The organism is Lentzea pudingi (assembly GCF_014646255.1).
Lineage (GTDB): Bacteria > Actinomycetota > Actinomycetes > Mycobacteriales > Pseudonocardiaceae > Lentzea > Lentzea pudingi.
In genome coordinates this window covers 106833-122350 of the sequence record NZ_BMNC01000013.1, presented here as the reverse complement: position 1 = coordinate 122350, position 15518 = coordinate 106833, and the positions used below count along the sequence as shown (strand labels likewise).

Here is a 15518-nt window from a genome sequence, read left to right as displayed (position 1 = left end):
AAGGGCCGGAGGGATCAATACTTTGTTCAGTTTCCGGAACAATGTTCAGATAGGCGAACTTTTCACATTCTTGAAATGGCGAAGCGGTCGGTGGCCGCGCGAATCGCCGCGAACAGGCTGCCGCCTCCGTGGCCGGTGTCGTCGAGGACCACGAGCTCACTGCCGGGCCAGGCGCGGTGCAGCGCCCACGCCGTGGCGAGCGGACCGCTGACGTCGTAGCGCCCGTGGATCAGCACGCCGGGAATTCCGTGCAGCCGCTCGATGTCGCGCAGCAGCTGGCCTTCTTCCAAGAAGCAGCCGTGGGACCAGTAGTGCGTCACGAGGCGGGCGAAGGTCAGCTGGAAATCCGGGTCGGCGACCGACAGGAACGGTTCGGCGTCGGGAGCCAGCGACATGTGCGTGTCCTCCCACTCGCACCACATGTGTGCGGCGCGAGCGCGGACCTGCGGGTCGGGGTCGTGCAGCAGGCGGCTGTACGCCGCCGCCAGGTCACCGTCGCGTTCGGCGGAGGGCACGCCGTCGCGGAACCGTTCCCACTCGCGCGGGAAGACGCGGCCCATGTCGCGGGTGATCCAGTCGGTTTCGCTCCGGTCGCCGCTGGTCACGGCCGCGAGCACCAGCTCGGTCACCCGTTCCGGATGGGTTTGCGCGTACGCGAGACCGAGCGTGACGCCCCACGAGCCGCCCTCGACGAGCCAGCGCTCGATGCCCAGGTGGATCCGCAACGCCTCGATGTCCGCGATGAGGTGCTGGGTGGTGTTCGCCGACAGGTCGACGACCGGGTCGCTCGCCGGAGGGGTGCTGCGGCCGGCGTTGCGCTGGTCGAACTGGACCACGCGGTAGCGGTCCGGGTCGAACAGGTTCCGCGTGCGCGGAGAACTTCCCGACCCCGGACCGCCGTGCAGCACGACGGCGGGTTTGCCGTCCGGGTTGCCGGAGGTCTCCCAGTACAGCGAATGGCCGTCGCCGACCTCCAGCGCGCCTGTCTCGATCACAGGCCGGCGCGGAGTTCGTCGAACGTCGGGAACCTGGTGGCGATGTCGCTGCCGGTGAAGTTGCCGATCCAGCCGTCGTCGTCGTGGAAGAACCGGATCGACACGTAGTCGGGTTCCGTGCCCATGTCGAACCAGTGCGTCGTGTTGGCCGGAACGCTCAGCAGGTCGCCCGCCGTGCAGAACACCGCGTACACCTTGTCGCCGATGTGCAGGTAGAAAACGCCTGCGCCACGGGCGAAGTAGCGGTCCTCGTCGTCGTCGTGCGTGTGCTCGGCGAGGAACCTGTTCCGGAACTCGACGGCCTTCGCGCGGTACTCGTCCGTGTCGGCCGGGGTCATCTCCATCGCGTCGACGTAGCCGTAGCTCTCCGTCTCGCTGACGCGGGTGACTTCCTTCTCGTAGAGCTGCAAAGCGTTCTCTGCCGTCACACCGTCCACAACGGACCAACGGCTGAAACGCACGCCGTGCTCCTTGAGCGCGGTGGCGATCTCCTCGGCGTCGGTGGTGCGGAGGACGGTCTCCTCGGGGCCGGTTTCCGGCCACACCGTCAGCAGCGTCATGAGTGCCTCCCCGTAAAGATGTCTCGCGTCTCCACCTTGAAGCGCAGCAGCCACTCCAGGCATTCCAGCCGGTGCCGTGCCTGCACGAGGTCGTCGCCCCACACGTACACGCCGTGCCGTGCGACGAGCAGCGCCGGGACCAACGGGTCGAAGCCCTTCTCGAAGGCGTCGCCCAGTTCGAGCATGTCCTGCGAGTTGCGGACGACCGGGATCACGACCTCTTCGTGGTCGTACCGGCCGAAGCCCTTGAGCATCTCCAGGTCCTTGAGGACCACGCCGTCGGGCCAGTGTTCCGCCGCGACGACCGTGGCGAGCGCGTGGACGTGCACGACGGCACCCGCTCCGGCCACGTGCGCGATCCTGGCGTGCAGGGCCGCTTCGGCGGACGGGACCTTGTCGCTGTCCACGGCGTTGCCGTCGACGTCGATGACCACGCTGTCGTCCGCGGTGATCTCGCCCTTGTCGACGCCGCTGACCGTGACGGCGAGGCGGAGCGGATCACGTTGCAGGACAACGGAGAGGTTGCCGCTCGTGCCGCGCATCCAGCCCATCTGCGCGAAGCGGACGCACTCCCTCGCCAGCTCCGCAGTCATGAGAGCTCCCAGACCGTCGGGTGGGGCGAGAAGTCCGCGTTGGCGTACGGCTCGCCGGCGCGCGCGACGCCGACCGTCTTCCAGCCCGCCTCCTGCGCGGCGTGCAGCTCGGCCGGAACGTCGCTGTAGAAGGTGATGTCGTCGCTCTGCAGCGTCTCGGCGATCTTGTGGTACGACGCGGCCTCGCGCTTCGGGCCGGCGTTGACCGTGTCGAAGTGGTGCTCCAGCAACGGGGTCAGGTCGCCATCGGTGGTGTGCTGGAAGAACGCGATCTGGCCCGCGACCGAGCCGCTGGAGAAGATCGCGAGCTTCACGCCGTCGCCGTGCCACTTGCGGATCGCGGGGACGACGTCCGGGAAGAACTCCGCCACCAGGTCGCCCTGCGCGTACCCCTGCTGCCAGATGAGGCCCTGCAACGTCTTGAGGGGCGTGACCTTCTGGTCGGCGTCCATCCAGTCGTGCAGCGCTTTGACAACGTCGTCGTGGCCGCTGAGTTCCTTGATCTGCCGCACGGCGTCGGCGACCACCGGGTCGTCACCGTGCTGCTCGATCCACGGACCGAGCCTCGGGCGGGCGTAGTCGTAGAGGACGACCAGCACCTGGTCCGTCGCGCTCAGCGTGCCCTCGATGTCGAGCACGACCCACTTGCTCACCGCTGTTCTCCCTCGTAGTACTTGTCGAGCTCACCGGCGTTGTAGACGCCCCGGTCGGTCACCACTGTCGTGACGAAGCGCGGCGGCGTCACGTCGAACGCCGGGTAGTGCCCCTTCACCCTCGGCGTGGCACTCGGCCTGCCCAGCACCTGCAGCACTTCCGAGCCATCGCGGTACTCGATCTCCACGTGGTCCGTCGTGGGCGCTTGCAGATCGGGTGCCTGCACTTGGGCGTGGAACGGTACTCCGAACGCGTGCGCGGCCACGGCCAGACCCAGTGTGCCGACCTTGTTCACGACGTGCCCGTCCATGGTGACGCGGTCGGCCGCCGTGACCAATGCGTCGACCTGGCCGCTTTGCAGCACGGCGGCGCCCATGCCGTCCGTGATGAGCGTGGTGTCGACGCCCATCTCGATCAGCGTCTCCGCGGTGAGCCGGGCTCCCTGGAGGTACGGCCTGGTCTCCGTGCAGAAGAACCGCAGTGTCTTGTTCTGTTCTTGGGCGGCCCTGACCGTCTCCGTCAGGTACAGGTCGGCCCAGCAGTGGGTCATCACCGTGGCGTTGTCCTGCAACAGGTTCGCCGTGTGCTCGCCCAGTGCCTGGCTCTTGGCGCGGTACCTGCGGTCGCCTTCTTTTGCGCCTTCAAGTGCTCTGGCGATGTCCCGTGCGGCGTCCACGTGTTCCAGGACGATCTTGGTGGCTTTGCGCAGGGCGTTGTTGGTGCGCCTGGTGTTCTCGAGCAGGTGCGCGGTGTCCGCCAGTTGTGCGCGGGCCTGCTCGAACGGGAGGGCTTCGAGGGTGCGCGCCTTGAGCACCATGCCGTACAAGACCGCGAAGTACGGGCCCGAGGACTGGGTGACCATGTCCTCGATGGCCCGTCCGACCTCCTCGGCCGTCCGGCAGAGCACCCAGTTCCGTTCGAACGGGAACTGCCGGCGGTCGAGGATCAGCACGCCGTCGTCGGTGAGCCGCACCGAGTCCGCGAGAACGGGCTGCATCAGCTGTACCCGGTGTAGGCGGGACGCGCGCCGGTCAGGAAGTGCTCGCCGACCTCGCGGGCCTTGTAGACGACCGGGTCGTGCAGCGTGAGCGTGCGGGCGTTGCGCCAGAAGCGGTCGACGCCGTACTTGGCCGCGGTGCCGCGTGCGCCGACCTGCTCGAAGATGCGGCTGGTGACCTCGTTGACGAGCTTGGTGCTGACGACCTTGGCCTCCGAGATCGTGATCGCGACCTCGCCGCGCTTGGCGGGCGTGAGGTTGCGGCCGAGCTCGGTGGCCTCGTGCAGCTGGCGGGCGGCCTCGTCCGCGAGCAGCCCGGCGGCCCTGGTCTGCGACACCATCTCGCCGTAGGCCGCGACGATGTACGGGTCGTCGGTCGCGCTCTCGACGCCGCTGACGAACCACGGGCGGGTCTTCGTGCGGGTGTAGTCGGCGGCCTCGGCGAGCGCGCCTTCGGCGATGGCGACGTAGAGCTGGGCGAGCACGAGCTGGAAGCCGATCGCGGCGAGGCTGATCCGCGGGTCCTCGTTGACCGGCTGGACGCCGAGGACCTCGGTCACGCGGACGTTCTCGAAGTTCACGCCACCGGACGCGGTGAGGCGCTGGCCGATGTTGTCCCAATCGTCCAAGTAGGTGATTCCGCTCGCTTTTCCGTCGAGCAGGAACGTGAGTTTCTCGCCGTTGTCGGTGCGGGTCGCGCTGACGACGAGGCGGTCGGCGACGGCGGCTCCGGTGGCGAACGTCTTGCGGCCGTTGAGCGTGTAGCCGTTCTCGGCGGGGGTGAGTTCGAGGGCCGCGTCGAGCGGGTTGCTGACGCCCGCCCAGAACTCGTCGGGGAGGACGGTGAACTGCGCGTCGAAGAGCCCGCTGCGCCAGATCTGCAGGTAGTGGTACCCGAGGAGGTGTCCGGCGTTGGCGTCGGCGGCACCGATGACCCGCCCGATCCGCTGCTGCTGAGCCCAGTCCTTCACGTTCAGCAGGCCGCTCTGCCGGAGCAGTTCCACCTCTTTGGTCGGTGGCTGGTTGGCCCGGTCCCTGTCCGCCGCGTCGGACCTGAGCGCCGCCGCCACCTCGTGCGCGACGTCCAGCCAGTTCGACATTCCTGCTCCTCTCGGTGGTACCCGGACCAACTTACTTCTTCACACCACCGGGCTAACCACGATGTGAGAGAGACCGTGGCCTGGCAGACTGCTGCGCGAACCTCGCTCTGGCGGGGGTCCAACATCTAGGGAGCAATTCGTATGGCGCAGGGCACCGTGAAGTGGTTCAACGGCGAGAAGGGCTTCGGATTCATCGCGCAGGACGGCGGCGGTCCGGACGTGTTCGTGCACTACTCGCAGATCTCCGGCTCGGGCTTCAAGTCGCTTGAGGAGCAGCAGCGCGTGGAGTTCGAGATCGGGCAGGGTCAGAAGGGGCCGCAGGCGCAGGACGTCCGCGCCATCTGATTTCAGCTCTTCCTGGAACCCGCCCGGCTTCGCGCCGGGCGGGTTTTTTTGGTGGTTATCTGTGTCTGACCTGCGGTTTCCGAAATTGTCAGACTTGCCTGTCATGGTGGTCACACCAGCTCGTTTGGAGCGCCACGACGACCGGAAGGTTTGCCCACCATGCCCCGCCGCGCTTCGCTTCCCACTCGCCCGCCGCACCGGCCGGCTTCCTCGCTGCGCACCCGTCCGCCGGGGCGGAAGGGTGGTCGGTGATGGGGCGGCGGTGTGGTCGGAGTCGTGGGGACGGGCGTCGGTGTGCTGCTCTTGCCGCGTCTTGGGGGGTGCCCGATCCGGCCGCGCCTGTTGCGGATCCGGTGGCTTGTTGGGCGCATCTCAGCGAGGTTGAGCGTGGGGTTCGGGTTGGCAACCTCGCACGTGAGGTTGCTGGTGCGGTGGCTGGCGGGGGTCGGGGCACTCGCGGGGGTCGGGGCACTCGGGCCGCTTCGGCGTTGCATCGGGGAGGCCGGAGCTCTGGGGCCACCTCCGCGTCGCACCGCGAAGACCAACACACTCAGACCAGCTCCGCGACGCCCCGCAAAGGTCAGAAACCCACGCCACCCTCCAGTCCCCCGGCCGGAGACGCCCCGGCCGGAGACGCCCCGCCCTCATTGCGCGCGCTTCCCCCGCTGCCACGAGACGAGGCCGACTCGCCGCCGCCCGCACCCGCGGCTCGGGACCGGGCTCCCGGGCATGCGGCTCAGGACAGGGCTCCCGGGCATGCGGAGGACACCAGGCCTCAGCCAGCCGAAGCCGCCCCACCCCCGTGGCCACCGCAGCGCCCCACCCTCCAGACCCCCACCTCCCACAGCCTCCGCAAGTCCCTCAACAAGGCCGCCTTCCTCCTCGCGACCAACACCGGCCGCCACCCAGCCGCCGTCAACACCGAACTCAACGGCGTGATGGGCGTCAGCCAGCGCGCCGAGGCCGGCAAACGACAGCTGCGCGAAGGCTTGAGGTACATCGGCGACCAGTTGCGAGCGGCAGCCGGCGTCACGTTCAGCGGCGATCCGCCGTTCTGAGGCCTGGGCACGAGAAAGGCGCCGCGGCCCGTCGGCCACGACGCCTGTACTTCCCGCCGCGGGATGTCGACGAGGAGGGCCCACAGAATCCTGCGAGCTAGTGGCAACCGAGGGAGTCGAACCCTGCGCGGCTTGTGAAGGCGGCGCCCGAGTACCGGCCCGAACCCTTCGGTTGGGCGACGGCTGCCGTGGAGTTGTTCCAACTAGGTAGAGCGGCTTACCGCAGTGGAGATACCCACTGTGTTAAACGTCCAAACGACTGAGACCGTTTCATGTCTCACTCGGATGGGTGACTCTGGTCACCATGCGATACCTCCCTGCCATCGCAGCCCTGCTGCTCCTTCCCCTGGTGCCCGCCACCGCGCAAGCGGCTCCGGCTGGCACGTTCTACATCACCAGTGTCCGGACCGGCCTCAACATCGCCCAGAGCGGCAGTGGACTGGCACTGCACCGGCCGAAGGGCAACGAGGACCGCCAGCAGTGGCGGCTGAGCGACGGGAGGTTCGAGAACACCGACTCGCCGGGTCAGTGCATCACCCGTCAGCTCACCATGGGTTCGTGCTCACTAGGGGATACGGTTCACGAGCCTCGTCAGTTCGGTGATCAATGGGAAATCTTCACCCTGAGCGGCGAGACGCGGTGGTACCTGACTCCGGTCGTCAGCCAGACCTCGCCGATGCCACAGGACCCCAGGCTCGACCAGATGACGTTCCTGACCGCCCACAACGCCTATGCGAACGGGGTGGACGGTGGGTTCGCGCCGCCGTTCATCAATCTTGCCAAGAACCAGACGCGCGGCATCGTGCAGCAGATGAACGACGGGGTGCGGGGCTTCATGCTCGACATCCACCAGACGCCGGACGGCGCGATCCTGTGCCACAACAGTTGCACGCTCGTGAGCAAGCCGGTGGCGCTCCACGTCGACGTGCAGCGGATGGTCGACTTCCTGAAGAACAACCGCAGCGAGATCATCACGGTCTTCCTGGAGGACTACGTCGACGCGAACACGTTGCGCGCCGAACTGCGCAAGGTGCAGGGGCTGAACGACGTCCTGTACCGGGCGGAGGGCGTGCAGCAGAACGGGTGGCCCACGCGCAGCCAGATGCAGAGCAGCAACAAGCGGTTGCTCATCTTCACCGACCACGGCAGGGATGGGCGCGAGGACTCCGGCGTGCTCTACCAGCGCGACTGGACCGTCGAGAACTACTGGTCCATGGGTTCGGGGCTCGGCGGTTCCGACTGGTCCTGCTACTCCCGATGGGATGAAAAACCGCTGACCGCGACCGGCACCTTCCAGCCTTTGTTCGTCATGAACCACTTCCGGGACGTTCCGTTCACCGGCACGGCGACGACGGACAACGGCAAGCTCGCGAACCGGGCGCGGCAGTTCTGCCAGCCCGCGGCCAGGAAGAAGCCGAACTTCCTGGCGGTCGATCTCTACCACCTCGGAAACGCGGCCCAGGCCATGCAACAACTGAACGCATACGTATATCGGCCGTAGCCCGAATCGTGGGAGTTGTACGCTCCGCGCATGGCCTCGATCCTGTTCACGCGCGGAGCGCCCTCTCTCGACATCATCGACCAGGAAGGCCTGCGCGACGCCGCGCAGAAAGCCTTCACGGACGACCCCGGCGGCACCTTCGCGTACGGCACGAGCGTCGGCTACGTGCCCCTGCGCACCTGGCTCGCGGAGCAGCACGGCGTCGAGCCCGAGCAGGTGCTCGTCACCAACGGCTCGATGCAGGCCGACGCGTTCCTGTTCGAGCTGCTCGTCCAGGCGGGCGACGACGTCGTGGTCGAGGCTCCGACCTACGACCGCACGCTGCTGAACCTGCGCCAGCGCGGCGCGAAGATCCACGCGATCGAGCTGGAGACCGACGGCATCAACGTCGACGCGCTCGAGAAGCTGCTCGAGAGCGGTGTGCGGCCGAAGCTCGCGCACATCATCCCGAACTTCCACAACCCGGCCGGCTACACGCTGTCCGAGGCGAAGCGCGCGCGTCTGCTGGACCTCGCGGCCCAGTACGACTTCGTGCTGTTCGAGGACGACCCGTACGTCAAGGTGCGGTTCGAGGGCGAACCGCTGCCGACGATGCTGTCGCAGGACAAGAACGAGAAGGTCGTCTACGCGTCGTCGTTCTCGAAGACGATGGCGCCCGGCATCCGCTGCGGTTACCTGGTGGGGCCGAAGGCCGTCATCAAGAGCGTCCAGGACATCGCCACCACCACGTACATCTCGCCGAACATGGTGGCGCAGTCGATCGTGAACTCGTACTGCCGCTCCGGCCGTCTCGACGAGTCGGTCGTGAACGTCCGCACGGCGCTGCGTGCGCGCAGGGACGCCCTCGTGGCGGCGCTGCGGCGTGAGCTGCCGGAGGCGGTCTTCACCGCGCCGCAGGGCGGCTACTTCATGTGGGTCGAGCTGCCGGGCGTGTCGATCGACAAGCTCGTGCCGGTCGCCAAGGAGCACGGCGTCGAGTTCGTGAAGGGCTCGGACTTCCTGCTGGAGGGCGGCGACAACGCACTGCGGCTCGCGTTCTCGGGCGTCACGCCGGAGCAGATCGACGAGGGCATCACCCGCCTCGGCGCGGCGGTCCGCGCACTCTGAAGCCCTGACAAAGTGTCAGTTGCTGCCGATACTCCTGGCGGCAACTGGCACTTCGCGCATCGAGGCTGCGCGACCGAGGCCGCGCACGGCGCGTTGGAGCGGGCATGAAGCTGATCACGGACCCGAACACGCTGGCCGGTCTCAGCCACGACGAGGCCGAGTGGGCACCGGCGGGCACGCCGTACGCGGCGTTCCGGCCGCAGTCCACAGAGGACGTGCAAGAGGCCGTCAGGTACTGCGCTGCCCACAACATCCCGATCGTGCCACGAGGCGCGGGCACGGGGTTGTCCGGTGGCGCCAACGCGGTCGACGGCTGCCTGGTGCTCGACCTCAGCCGCATGAACGAGGTCCTGGAGATCGACCGGGAGAACCTGCTCGCCGTCGTGCGGCCGGGTGTCGTGAACGACGACCTGAAGAAAGCCGTTGCCGCGCAAGGGCTCTGGTATCCGCCGGACCCGGCCAGCTCGCCGTGGTCGACGATCGGCGGCAACGTCGCCACGAACGCCGGCGGTCTCTGCTGCCTCAAGTACGGCGTGACGCGTGACTACGTCCTCGGGCTGGAAGCCGTGATGGGCGGTCCCGTCGAGTACGGCACCGCGGTGCGGCTGGGCAGGCGCACGAACAAGGGCGTCGCGGGGTACGACCTGACCAGTCTCCTCGTCGGGTCCGAGGGCACGCTCGGCGTCGTCACCGAGGTCACCGTCCGCCTCCGCCCGGCCCCACGCCCGTCCGGCACGGTCGTCGGCGCGTTCTCCAGCCTCGTCGCCGCAGGTCAGGCCGTCGCGCTGACCACCGCCCGAGGTCTGCAACCCGCCGCATTGGAGCTGATCGACCGGGCCTGCCTGCAGGCCGTCGAGGACTGGAAGCACCTGGGCATCGAACCGGACACCGAGGCCATGCTCCTGGCCCGTGCCGAAACTTCCGACGACGCCGACGGCCTGGTCACGGCCTTCACCGACGCGGGCGCGGTCTGGACGGAACGGTCCACCGACTCGACCGAGGCCGAAGCCCTCTTCGCCGCCCGCCGCCTCACCTACCCGGCGCTGGAACGCCTGGGTCCGCTGCTGACCGAGGACGTGTGCGTACCGCGGTCCGCGGTGCCCGCCATGCTCGCGCGGATCGAGCAGATCGGCGCACGTCACGACGTGCGGATCGCCACCATCGCCCACGCCGGCGACGGCAACCTGCACCCGTTGCTGATCACCCCGCCCGGTGACGACAACGCGCGGATCGCCGCCCAGGCGGCGTTCGAGGACATCATCGACCAGGCGCTGGCGCTGGGCGGCACCGTCACCGGCGAACACGGCGTGGGCCTGCTCAAGCGCGACGGCATGATCCGCGAGCTGGGCCCGGCCGCCCACGCCGTCCACCAGGCGGTCAAGCACACGCTCGACCCGCTGGACATCTTCAACCCCGGCAAGGCCTGAGGAGTCGGCATGCTCGTTCCGGTAGCCGGAGGCGACCTGTTCGTCGAGGTCCACGACGGCGACACCGCGCCGGTGCTCGCGATCCACGGCGTCAGCGGCAGCCGCAAGCTGTGGAACTGGGTGGCCGCGCACAACTTCAGGCTCGTCGCCCCGGACCTGCGCGGCCGCGCCTACACCGTCGAGCAGGCCGCCGGGTTCCGCGCCGCCCTGCCCGTGCTGCGCAAACCCGTGCTGATCAACGAGGTCGACCACGGCGGGACCGTGATGACCAGGGCCGGCGCCGCCGAGGTCGCCGAGGTCCTCGCCGAGGCCGCCAAGGCCTGAGCCGCGCGCCACACCTCTTGGACTTCAGCCTGCCCGCGAGTTACTGTGTACACAAATGATTAGTACACCAAGCATCCCGGAGAACCCGCTCGAACTGGAGCGTCAGGTTTGTTTCGCCCTCGCCGTGGCATCCCGCACGGTGATAGCGGTGTACCGGCCGATCCTGGAACCGCTGAACCTCACGCATCCCCAGTACCTGGTGATGCTGGCGCTCTGGGAGCGGTCGCCGCGCACCGTCAAGGACCTGAGCAACGCCCTGCAACTCGACCCCGGCACACTCAGCCCGCTGCTCAAGCGGCTGGAGGCGATCGGGTACGTCGAGCGCCAGCGGGACAAGGCGGACGAACGCGCGCTCGCGCTCACCCTGACCGGGGCGGGTCAGGAGCTGAGGAAGGAAGCGCTGAAGATTCCCTTCAAGGTCGTGGAGCAGCTCGACATGACGTTCGAAGAGCTCGCGCAGCTGAACCAGGTGCTGCACAAGGTGATCGCGAAGGCGACGCGATGAACCCCGCGCTGAAGGCCTGGTACTACGCGGGTGGACGGTTGCCTCAGCGGTACCGGGAGTTCGTCTACGACGACGTGACCGGTCCGAAGTGGCTGCTGCGCTTCACCGTGCGCAGTCTCGTGCAGGTCACGCCGCTCACGACGGCCATCACGCTGGCGCTCGTGTTCGGGCTCGACTCGCCGTGGCCACTGGCGATCGCGTGCGGCGCGCTCGGTTTCGTTGTGGGGCTGTACTTCGCGCTGTCCTACGCACCGGAAAGTGTGGATTACCGCCTCACGAAGTACGGGTATCCGAGAGGGACGGCGACTCAAGGTCGCCGGGACCGAAACGCTGTGAAGGATCGCGAACGACAGGCGAAGTACGACGCGGTCTGGCGGCGACCCGAGGGGTGAAGAGCCATGGCCTTGTCGAGCGATCAGTTCCAGTTCACGAGGCCGCAGGCGCTCGCACTCACAGCGGGCGTGTTGCAGCTCGCCTTCGGATGGCTCGACCTGTTCGCCCTGGACCCCAACTACCGCGTCGTCCAGCTCGGCGTCGGGGTCATGGGCATCCTGATGGCGTGGCGGCTCGGCCTCGCGCGGATGTACGGCCTGGTCCTGTTGCTGGGGTTCGGGTTGCTGGCGCTCTCCCTGCACGACCTCACCACGGAGAGCTTCCTCGGGGTCAGAACCGCGTTGATCGGGCTCGTGATCACGCTGGCCAGGCCGGCAAAGCGCGTTCCGAACTGACGTCGCGTTCGACCGAGCGCAGTGCCGTCAGGGTCGCGAAACCCTCCGCCAGCAACGCCGTGTCCGTGCCCGGCACCAGCGATTCCTCGGCGTAGACGTGCACGAGCTCGACCTCGTTGTCGCCCACGTCGTCCACGCGGCTCTGCACCGTGCCGAACCGCGCCAGCTCCGCCCAGCGAAGCCCTTGCACGTCCACGACGTTCGGCACGTTCAGCGACAGCACCGAGGCGGCGGGCACCTCCGTCAGCATCGGCAGCACGACGCGCACGACCTCGCCTGCCTTGTCCCACAACGGTTCGGGCCCGTCCAATCCGACGTCGAGCGACACCGCCAACGACGTGACGTCGTTGATGTGCGCGGTCAGGGCCGCGCCGACGGTGCCGGAGTGCAGGATCGCGCGGCCCACGTTCGCGCCGAGGTTGATCCCGGACAGGACCACGTCCGGCTTGCCGCCGAAGCCACCCCGGCACGCGATCAGCGAGATCAGGCCGGGATGCGCCGCGACCGCGTAGGCCTCGACGTCGAGGCCGGGCAGCGTGCGGCGTTCGCTCGCCACCCGGCCGTTCTCCCCGGACGCCGCGACCGACGCGCTGGTGCCGCTGGACTGGGTGGCCGGCGCGGCCACCACCACGTCGAAACCCGATGCGGCCGCGGCCGAAGCCAGCGTCCACAGGCCAGGGGAGTCGATTCCGTCGTCGTTCGTGATCAGCGCGCGCATCCGCTCATTCCTCGATCGGCTCCAGTTCCACGCGTTTGCTCAGCTCGCGCACGGCGTCTCCGCCGCCGCTGCCCAGGCCGTGCCGCGTCACGTTGACCGCGCCTGCGGCCGCGCCGAGCTTCACCGCGTCCGTCAACGACATACCCAGTGCGAGGCCGGCTGAAATCCCCGCGGTCATGGAGTCGCCGGCGCCACGCGTGTCGACGGGCTCCAGCCGGGGCATCTTCACGAGGTAGAGCTGGTCTTCCAGCAGCGCCAACGCCGGTTCGTCGGCACGGGACACGACCACGCCGTGCACGCACGAAGCGGCGATCTCACGCGCCTTCTCGATCAGCTTGGGCAGGTCCTCCTCGCCCAGTTCCTCGTGCGAGACCTTGACGACGTGCGGACCGCCGCGCACCGCTTCGGCGAGCCGGTCGCCCGCCAGGTCCACGATCACGCGGCACCCGTTGCTCGTCAGGTCGGAGGTGAGGCGGAAGTACGTGTCGTGGGGCAGCACTCGGTCGTCGGACGGCCCGCTCAGCACGGCCGTGCCCGCGCGGATGCCTTCCACCAGCGCCGACTCGTAGACGTCGTCGAGTTCGTGGCGCGACAACGCGTCCGGGATCATCTCGACCATCTCCGACCGGTCTCCGTCGCGTCGGTCGTGCACGTAGGCGCCGTTGCGTGCGGCTACTTCGCGTGCTTTGAGGTCGACGTGCTCGCCTTCTAACAACGTGCGCAGCACACGGCCTGTCTCACCGCCGAACGTCGCGCACACCACGGCTTCGACGCCGAGCGCGGCGATCATCCTGGACTGCCAGAAACCCTGGCCGCCGGCGTGCAGGTGCACGTCCGGCTCACCATCGAGGTCCTCGACGGTGACGGTCAGTTGGGGGGACGGGGCAAATACGGCAACTCGGGCATCCACGACAGCCTGGTACCCGGTGCGGGCGAAGGATATTCGCCCGCACCGGGTGAATCAGACATCACGCACCAGAACCGCCGGTCGGGTCCTCACCGTCCTGCGGTGCGGGCACGCCGTCCGGCCCCATCTTCTCGTCGGCGCGCCACTCACCTGGTTGCGTCATGTCGCGGTACTCGTCGACCTCCTGGGGCGTCGGGTCGACACCGGCCTCTTCGGCGAACTCTTCTGCTTCCTCGGGATCCGTCATGGTCGACCGAGTACCCAGGAGGGATCAGCAAACGCCTCCGTCACGCCAGACGCCCCACTGGCCGGTGGTGCCGGGTTCCTCGCCCCGCGTCCACCACTGAGCGGTCCACTTCTTGCCGTTGTGCGACACGACGTTGCCGCCGGTGTAGACCTTGTCGCGCTCCCACGCGGGCTGCGTGCAGGGGCCGGGACCGGGGCCGCCGGTGTCCCACGGCACCTGCGTGGACTTGTAGAAGTTGATGCCCATGGTCGTCCAGCGCGGGCCCTGGTTGCCCAGGCGCACCTTGAACTGGTCCCAGTTGTGCGTCGACCACGGCGACCAGGCCAGTTCGGCGATCGCGGCCAGCCTCGGGAACGCCATGAACTCGATGTCCTGTGCCGTCACGAGCGTCTCGCTCCACAGTGGAGCCTCGACGCCGTGGACCGCGGACTCCGGCACACCGCTCAGGTGCGTGCCGGGGTTCCAGTCGTACGCGGTCTGGACCTCGATCAGACCGGCCCACGACAGGCCGAGAGGCGTGCTGGAGTTGTACTTCATGTCCAGGTACGCCTTGTTCGCGGGCGACATGATGACCTTGTGGCCGCGCGCCGCCGCCGCCTGCACCACGGCGTTGGACGTCGAGGTGCCCCAGTACTGCGGCATCGTGGCGGTGTCGGTCGTGGTCTTCACGAACTCGTGCCAGCCGAGCGCGGTCTTGCCGTACTTCTCGACGATCGGCAGCGTGCGGTCCATGAACGTCTGGTAGTCGGCGTCCGGCGTCGAGTGCGCCTCGTCGCCGCCGATGTGGAAGTACGGGCCGGGCGTGAGCGCCGCGATCTCGCGGATCACGTCGTCCACGAACTGGTAGGTCAGCTCCTTGCCGACGCACAGCGAGGAGTAGCCGACCTCGATGTCCGTGCGCAGCGGCGGTGCCTGGCCGTTGCAGTTGAGCTCCGCGTAGGAGGCCAGTGCCGCGTTGGTGTGGCCGGGCAGGTCGACCTCGGGGATCACCGTGATCTTGCGCGACGCCGCGTACTGCACGATCTCGCTGTACTGCGCCTTGGTGTAGTAGCCGCCGGGGCCACCGCCGACCTGCGTGCTGCCGCCGTACGTGGCGAGCCGCGGCCAGCTGTCGATCACGATCCGCCAGCCCTGGTCGTCGGTCAGGTGCAGGTGGAAGTAGTTGATCTTGTAGAGCGCGAGCTGGTCGATGTAGCGCTTGACCGTGGAGACCGGGTGGAAGTGGCGGGCCACGTCGAGCATCGCGCCGCGGTAGGAGAACCGCGGGTGGTCGACGATCAGCGCACCCGGCACGGTCCACGGACCGGCCTGCACGGTCTTGCTCTCCACCTTGGCGGACAACAGCTGGCGCAACGTCTGCACGCCGGTGAACAAGCCTTCGGACGTGGTGGCGCGCAGGACGATCGAGCCCGCCGCGACGTCGAGCTGGTAACCCTGCTGGCCGACGGTGCCCGGTGCGCCCGTGAGCAGCAGCGAGATGCCGTCGGACGGCGTTCCGGTCGTGTCGGAGACCGGGAACGCGTAGCCGGTCGAGGGCCGCAGGACTTCGGCGAGGAAGTTGCCGACGTCCCTCGCGGCAGGGGCGGTGTAGATCTTCGTGGCTGCCGTCAGCGTGTGCGTGACACCGCTTCTGGCCTGCACCGAGACAGGGACCGGCACGAGGCTCTGCAGTGGTTCCGCTGCTTGCGACTGCGCGCTCACGGACAACGCCGCTGTGACAGCGATGACCGCGGCGAGAACACGAGTTCTCAC

At 68.3% G+C, this 15518-nt stretch carries 19 protein-coding genes; 9 read left to right on the top strand and 10 right to left on the bottom strand.

The features are described 5' to 3' along the window. Nucleotides 1-62: 62 nt before the first annotated feature. Genes pip through IEY88_RS33125 form a run of 6 tightly spaced genes read right to left on the bottom strand, consistent with a single transcriptional unit; the run spans nucleotide 63 to nucleotide 4899 of the window. Complete coding sequence (gene pip / locus IEY88_RS33150) at nucleotides 63-995, bottom strand: prolyl aminopeptidase (protein WP_189158853.1); 933 nt, start codon at nucleotides 993-995, stop codon at nucleotides 63-65. Beyond that, the gene (locus IEY88_RS33145) at nucleotides 992-1555 is read right to left on the bottom strand and encodes a 1,2-dihydroxy-3-keto-5-methylthiopentene dioxygenase (protein ID WP_189158852.1); all 564 of its coding nucleotides are present in this window, start codon (nucleotides 1553-1555) and stop codon (nucleotides 992-994) included. Before IEY88_RS33145 ends, pip begins: the two co-directional genes overlap by 4 nt. After that, nucleotides 1552-2148: a methylthioribulose 1-phosphate dehydratase gene (gene mtnB / locus IEY88_RS33140; RefSeq protein WP_189158851.1), complete on the bottom strand. Its 597-nt coding sequence runs from the start codon at nucleotides 2146-2148 to the stop codon at nucleotides 1552-1554. The genes IEY88_RS33145 and mtnB overlap by 4 nt, the downstream gene beginning before the upstream one ends. Further along, entirely contained in the window at nucleotides 2145-2801 is a 657-nt protein-coding gene (gene mtnC, locus IEY88_RS33135) for an acireductone synthase (RefSeq protein ID WP_189158850.1), read from the bottom strand. The genes mtnB and mtnC overlap by 4 nt, the downstream gene beginning before the upstream one ends. Continuing rightward, the gene (locus IEY88_RS33130) at nucleotides 2798-3799 is read right to left on the bottom strand and encodes a s-methyl-5-thioribose-1-phosphate isomerase (protein WP_189158849.1); all 1002 of its coding nucleotides are present in this window, start codon (nucleotides 3797-3799) and stop codon (nucleotides 2798-2800) included. Before IEY88_RS33130 ends, mtnC begins: the two co-directional genes overlap by 4 nt. Next, entirely contained in the window at nucleotides 3799-4899 is a 1101-nt protein-coding gene (locus IEY88_RS33125; protein ID WP_189158848.1) for an acyl-CoA dehydrogenase family protein, read from the bottom strand. The genes IEY88_RS33130 and IEY88_RS33125 overlap by 1 nt, the downstream gene beginning before the upstream one ends. A gap of 141 nt (nucleotides 4900-5040) precedes the next feature. Between IEY88_RS33125 and IEY88_RS33120 the strand changes: the two genes are divergently transcribed. From IEY88_RS33120 to IEY88_RS33080, 9 genes are all read left to right on the top strand, one after another. Continuing rightward, a complete protein-coding gene (locus tag IEY88_RS33120; protein WP_030479286.1) occupies nucleotides 5041-5244 on the top strand; it encodes a cold-shock protein in 204 nt (67 codons plus the stop codon). A 647-nt stretch (nucleotides 5245-5891) separates the two neighbouring features. Then, a complete protein-coding gene (locus IEY88_RS33115; RefSeq protein ID WP_189158847.1) occupies nucleotides 5892-6302 on the top strand; it encodes a hypothetical protein in 411 nt (136 codons plus the stop codon). Between the two features lie 304 nt (nucleotides 6303-6606). Next, entirely contained in the window at nucleotides 6607-7803 is a 1197-nt protein-coding gene (locus tag IEY88_RS33110) for a PI-PLC domain-containing protein (RefSeq protein WP_189158846.1), read from the top strand. Nucleotides 7804-7833: 30 nt separating this feature from the next. After that, nucleotides 7834-8910, top strand: coding sequence for an aminotransferase-like domain-containing protein (locus IEY88_RS33105; RefSeq protein ID WP_229693999.1), 1077 nt, complete (start codon nucleotides 7834-7836; stop codon nucleotides 8908-8910). 104 nt (nucleotides 8911-9014) lie between these two features. Then, complete coding sequence (locus IEY88_RS33100) at nucleotides 9015-10337, top strand: FAD-binding oxidoreductase (protein ID WP_189158844.1); 1323 nt, start codon at nucleotides 9015-9017, stop codon at nucleotides 10335-10337. Between the two features lie 9 nt (nucleotides 10338-10346). After that, nucleotides 10347-10661 carry an alpha/beta fold hydrolase gene (locus IEY88_RS33095; RefSeq protein WP_189158843.1) on the top strand — a complete coding sequence of 105 codons (315 nt, stop codon included), beginning with the start codon at nucleotides 10347-10349 and terminating at the stop codon, nucleotides 10659-10661. 55 nt (nucleotides 10662-10716) lie between these two features. Next, nucleotides 10717-11166, top strand: a complete 450-nt coding sequence (locus IEY88_RS33090) for a MarR family winged helix-turn-helix transcriptional regulator (RefSeq protein ID WP_189158842.1) — start codon at nucleotides 10717-10719, stop codon at nucleotides 11164-11166. Continuing rightward, nucleotides 11163-11558, top strand: a complete 396-nt coding sequence (locus IEY88_RS33085; RefSeq protein WP_189158841.1) for a DUF5313 family protein — start codon at nucleotides 11163-11165, stop codon at nucleotides 11556-11558. Before IEY88_RS33090 ends, IEY88_RS33085 begins: the two co-directional genes overlap by 4 nt. Before the next feature lie 6 nt (nucleotides 11559-11564). Next, nucleotides 11565-11894, top strand: a complete 330-nt coding sequence (locus IEY88_RS33080; protein WP_189158840.1) for a hypothetical protein — start codon at nucleotides 11565-11567, stop codon at nucleotides 11892-11894. Here IEY88_RS33080 and surE read toward each other — a convergent pair. Genes surE through IEY88_RS33060 form a run of 4 tightly spaced genes read right to left on the bottom strand, consistent with a single transcriptional unit; the run spans nucleotide 11857 to nucleotide 15518 of the window. Beyond that, nucleotides 11857-12612, bottom strand: coding sequence for a 5'/3'-nucleotidase SurE (surE, locus tag IEY88_RS33075; RefSeq protein WP_189158839.1), 756 nt, complete (start codon nucleotides 12610-12612; stop codon nucleotides 11857-11859). The genes IEY88_RS33080 and surE overlap by 38 nt on opposite strands. 4 nt (nucleotides 12613-12616) lie before the next feature. Next, complete coding sequence (locus IEY88_RS33070) at nucleotides 12617-13522, bottom strand: 1-phosphofructokinase family hexose kinase (RefSeq protein ID WP_189158838.1); 906 nt, start codon at nucleotides 13520-13522, stop codon at nucleotides 12617-12619. A 58-nt stretch (nucleotides 13523-13580) separates the two neighbouring features. Further along, the gene (locus tag IEY88_RS33065) at nucleotides 13581-13766 is read right to left on the bottom strand and encodes a hypothetical protein (RefSeq protein WP_189158837.1); all 186 of its coding nucleotides are present in this window, start codon (nucleotides 13764-13766) and stop codon (nucleotides 13581-13583) included. Nucleotides 13767-13790: 24 nt separating this feature from the next. Then, entirely contained in the window at nucleotides 13791-15518 is a 1728-nt protein-coding gene (locus IEY88_RS33060) for a beta-N-acetylhexosaminidase (RefSeq protein ID WP_189158836.1), read from the bottom strand.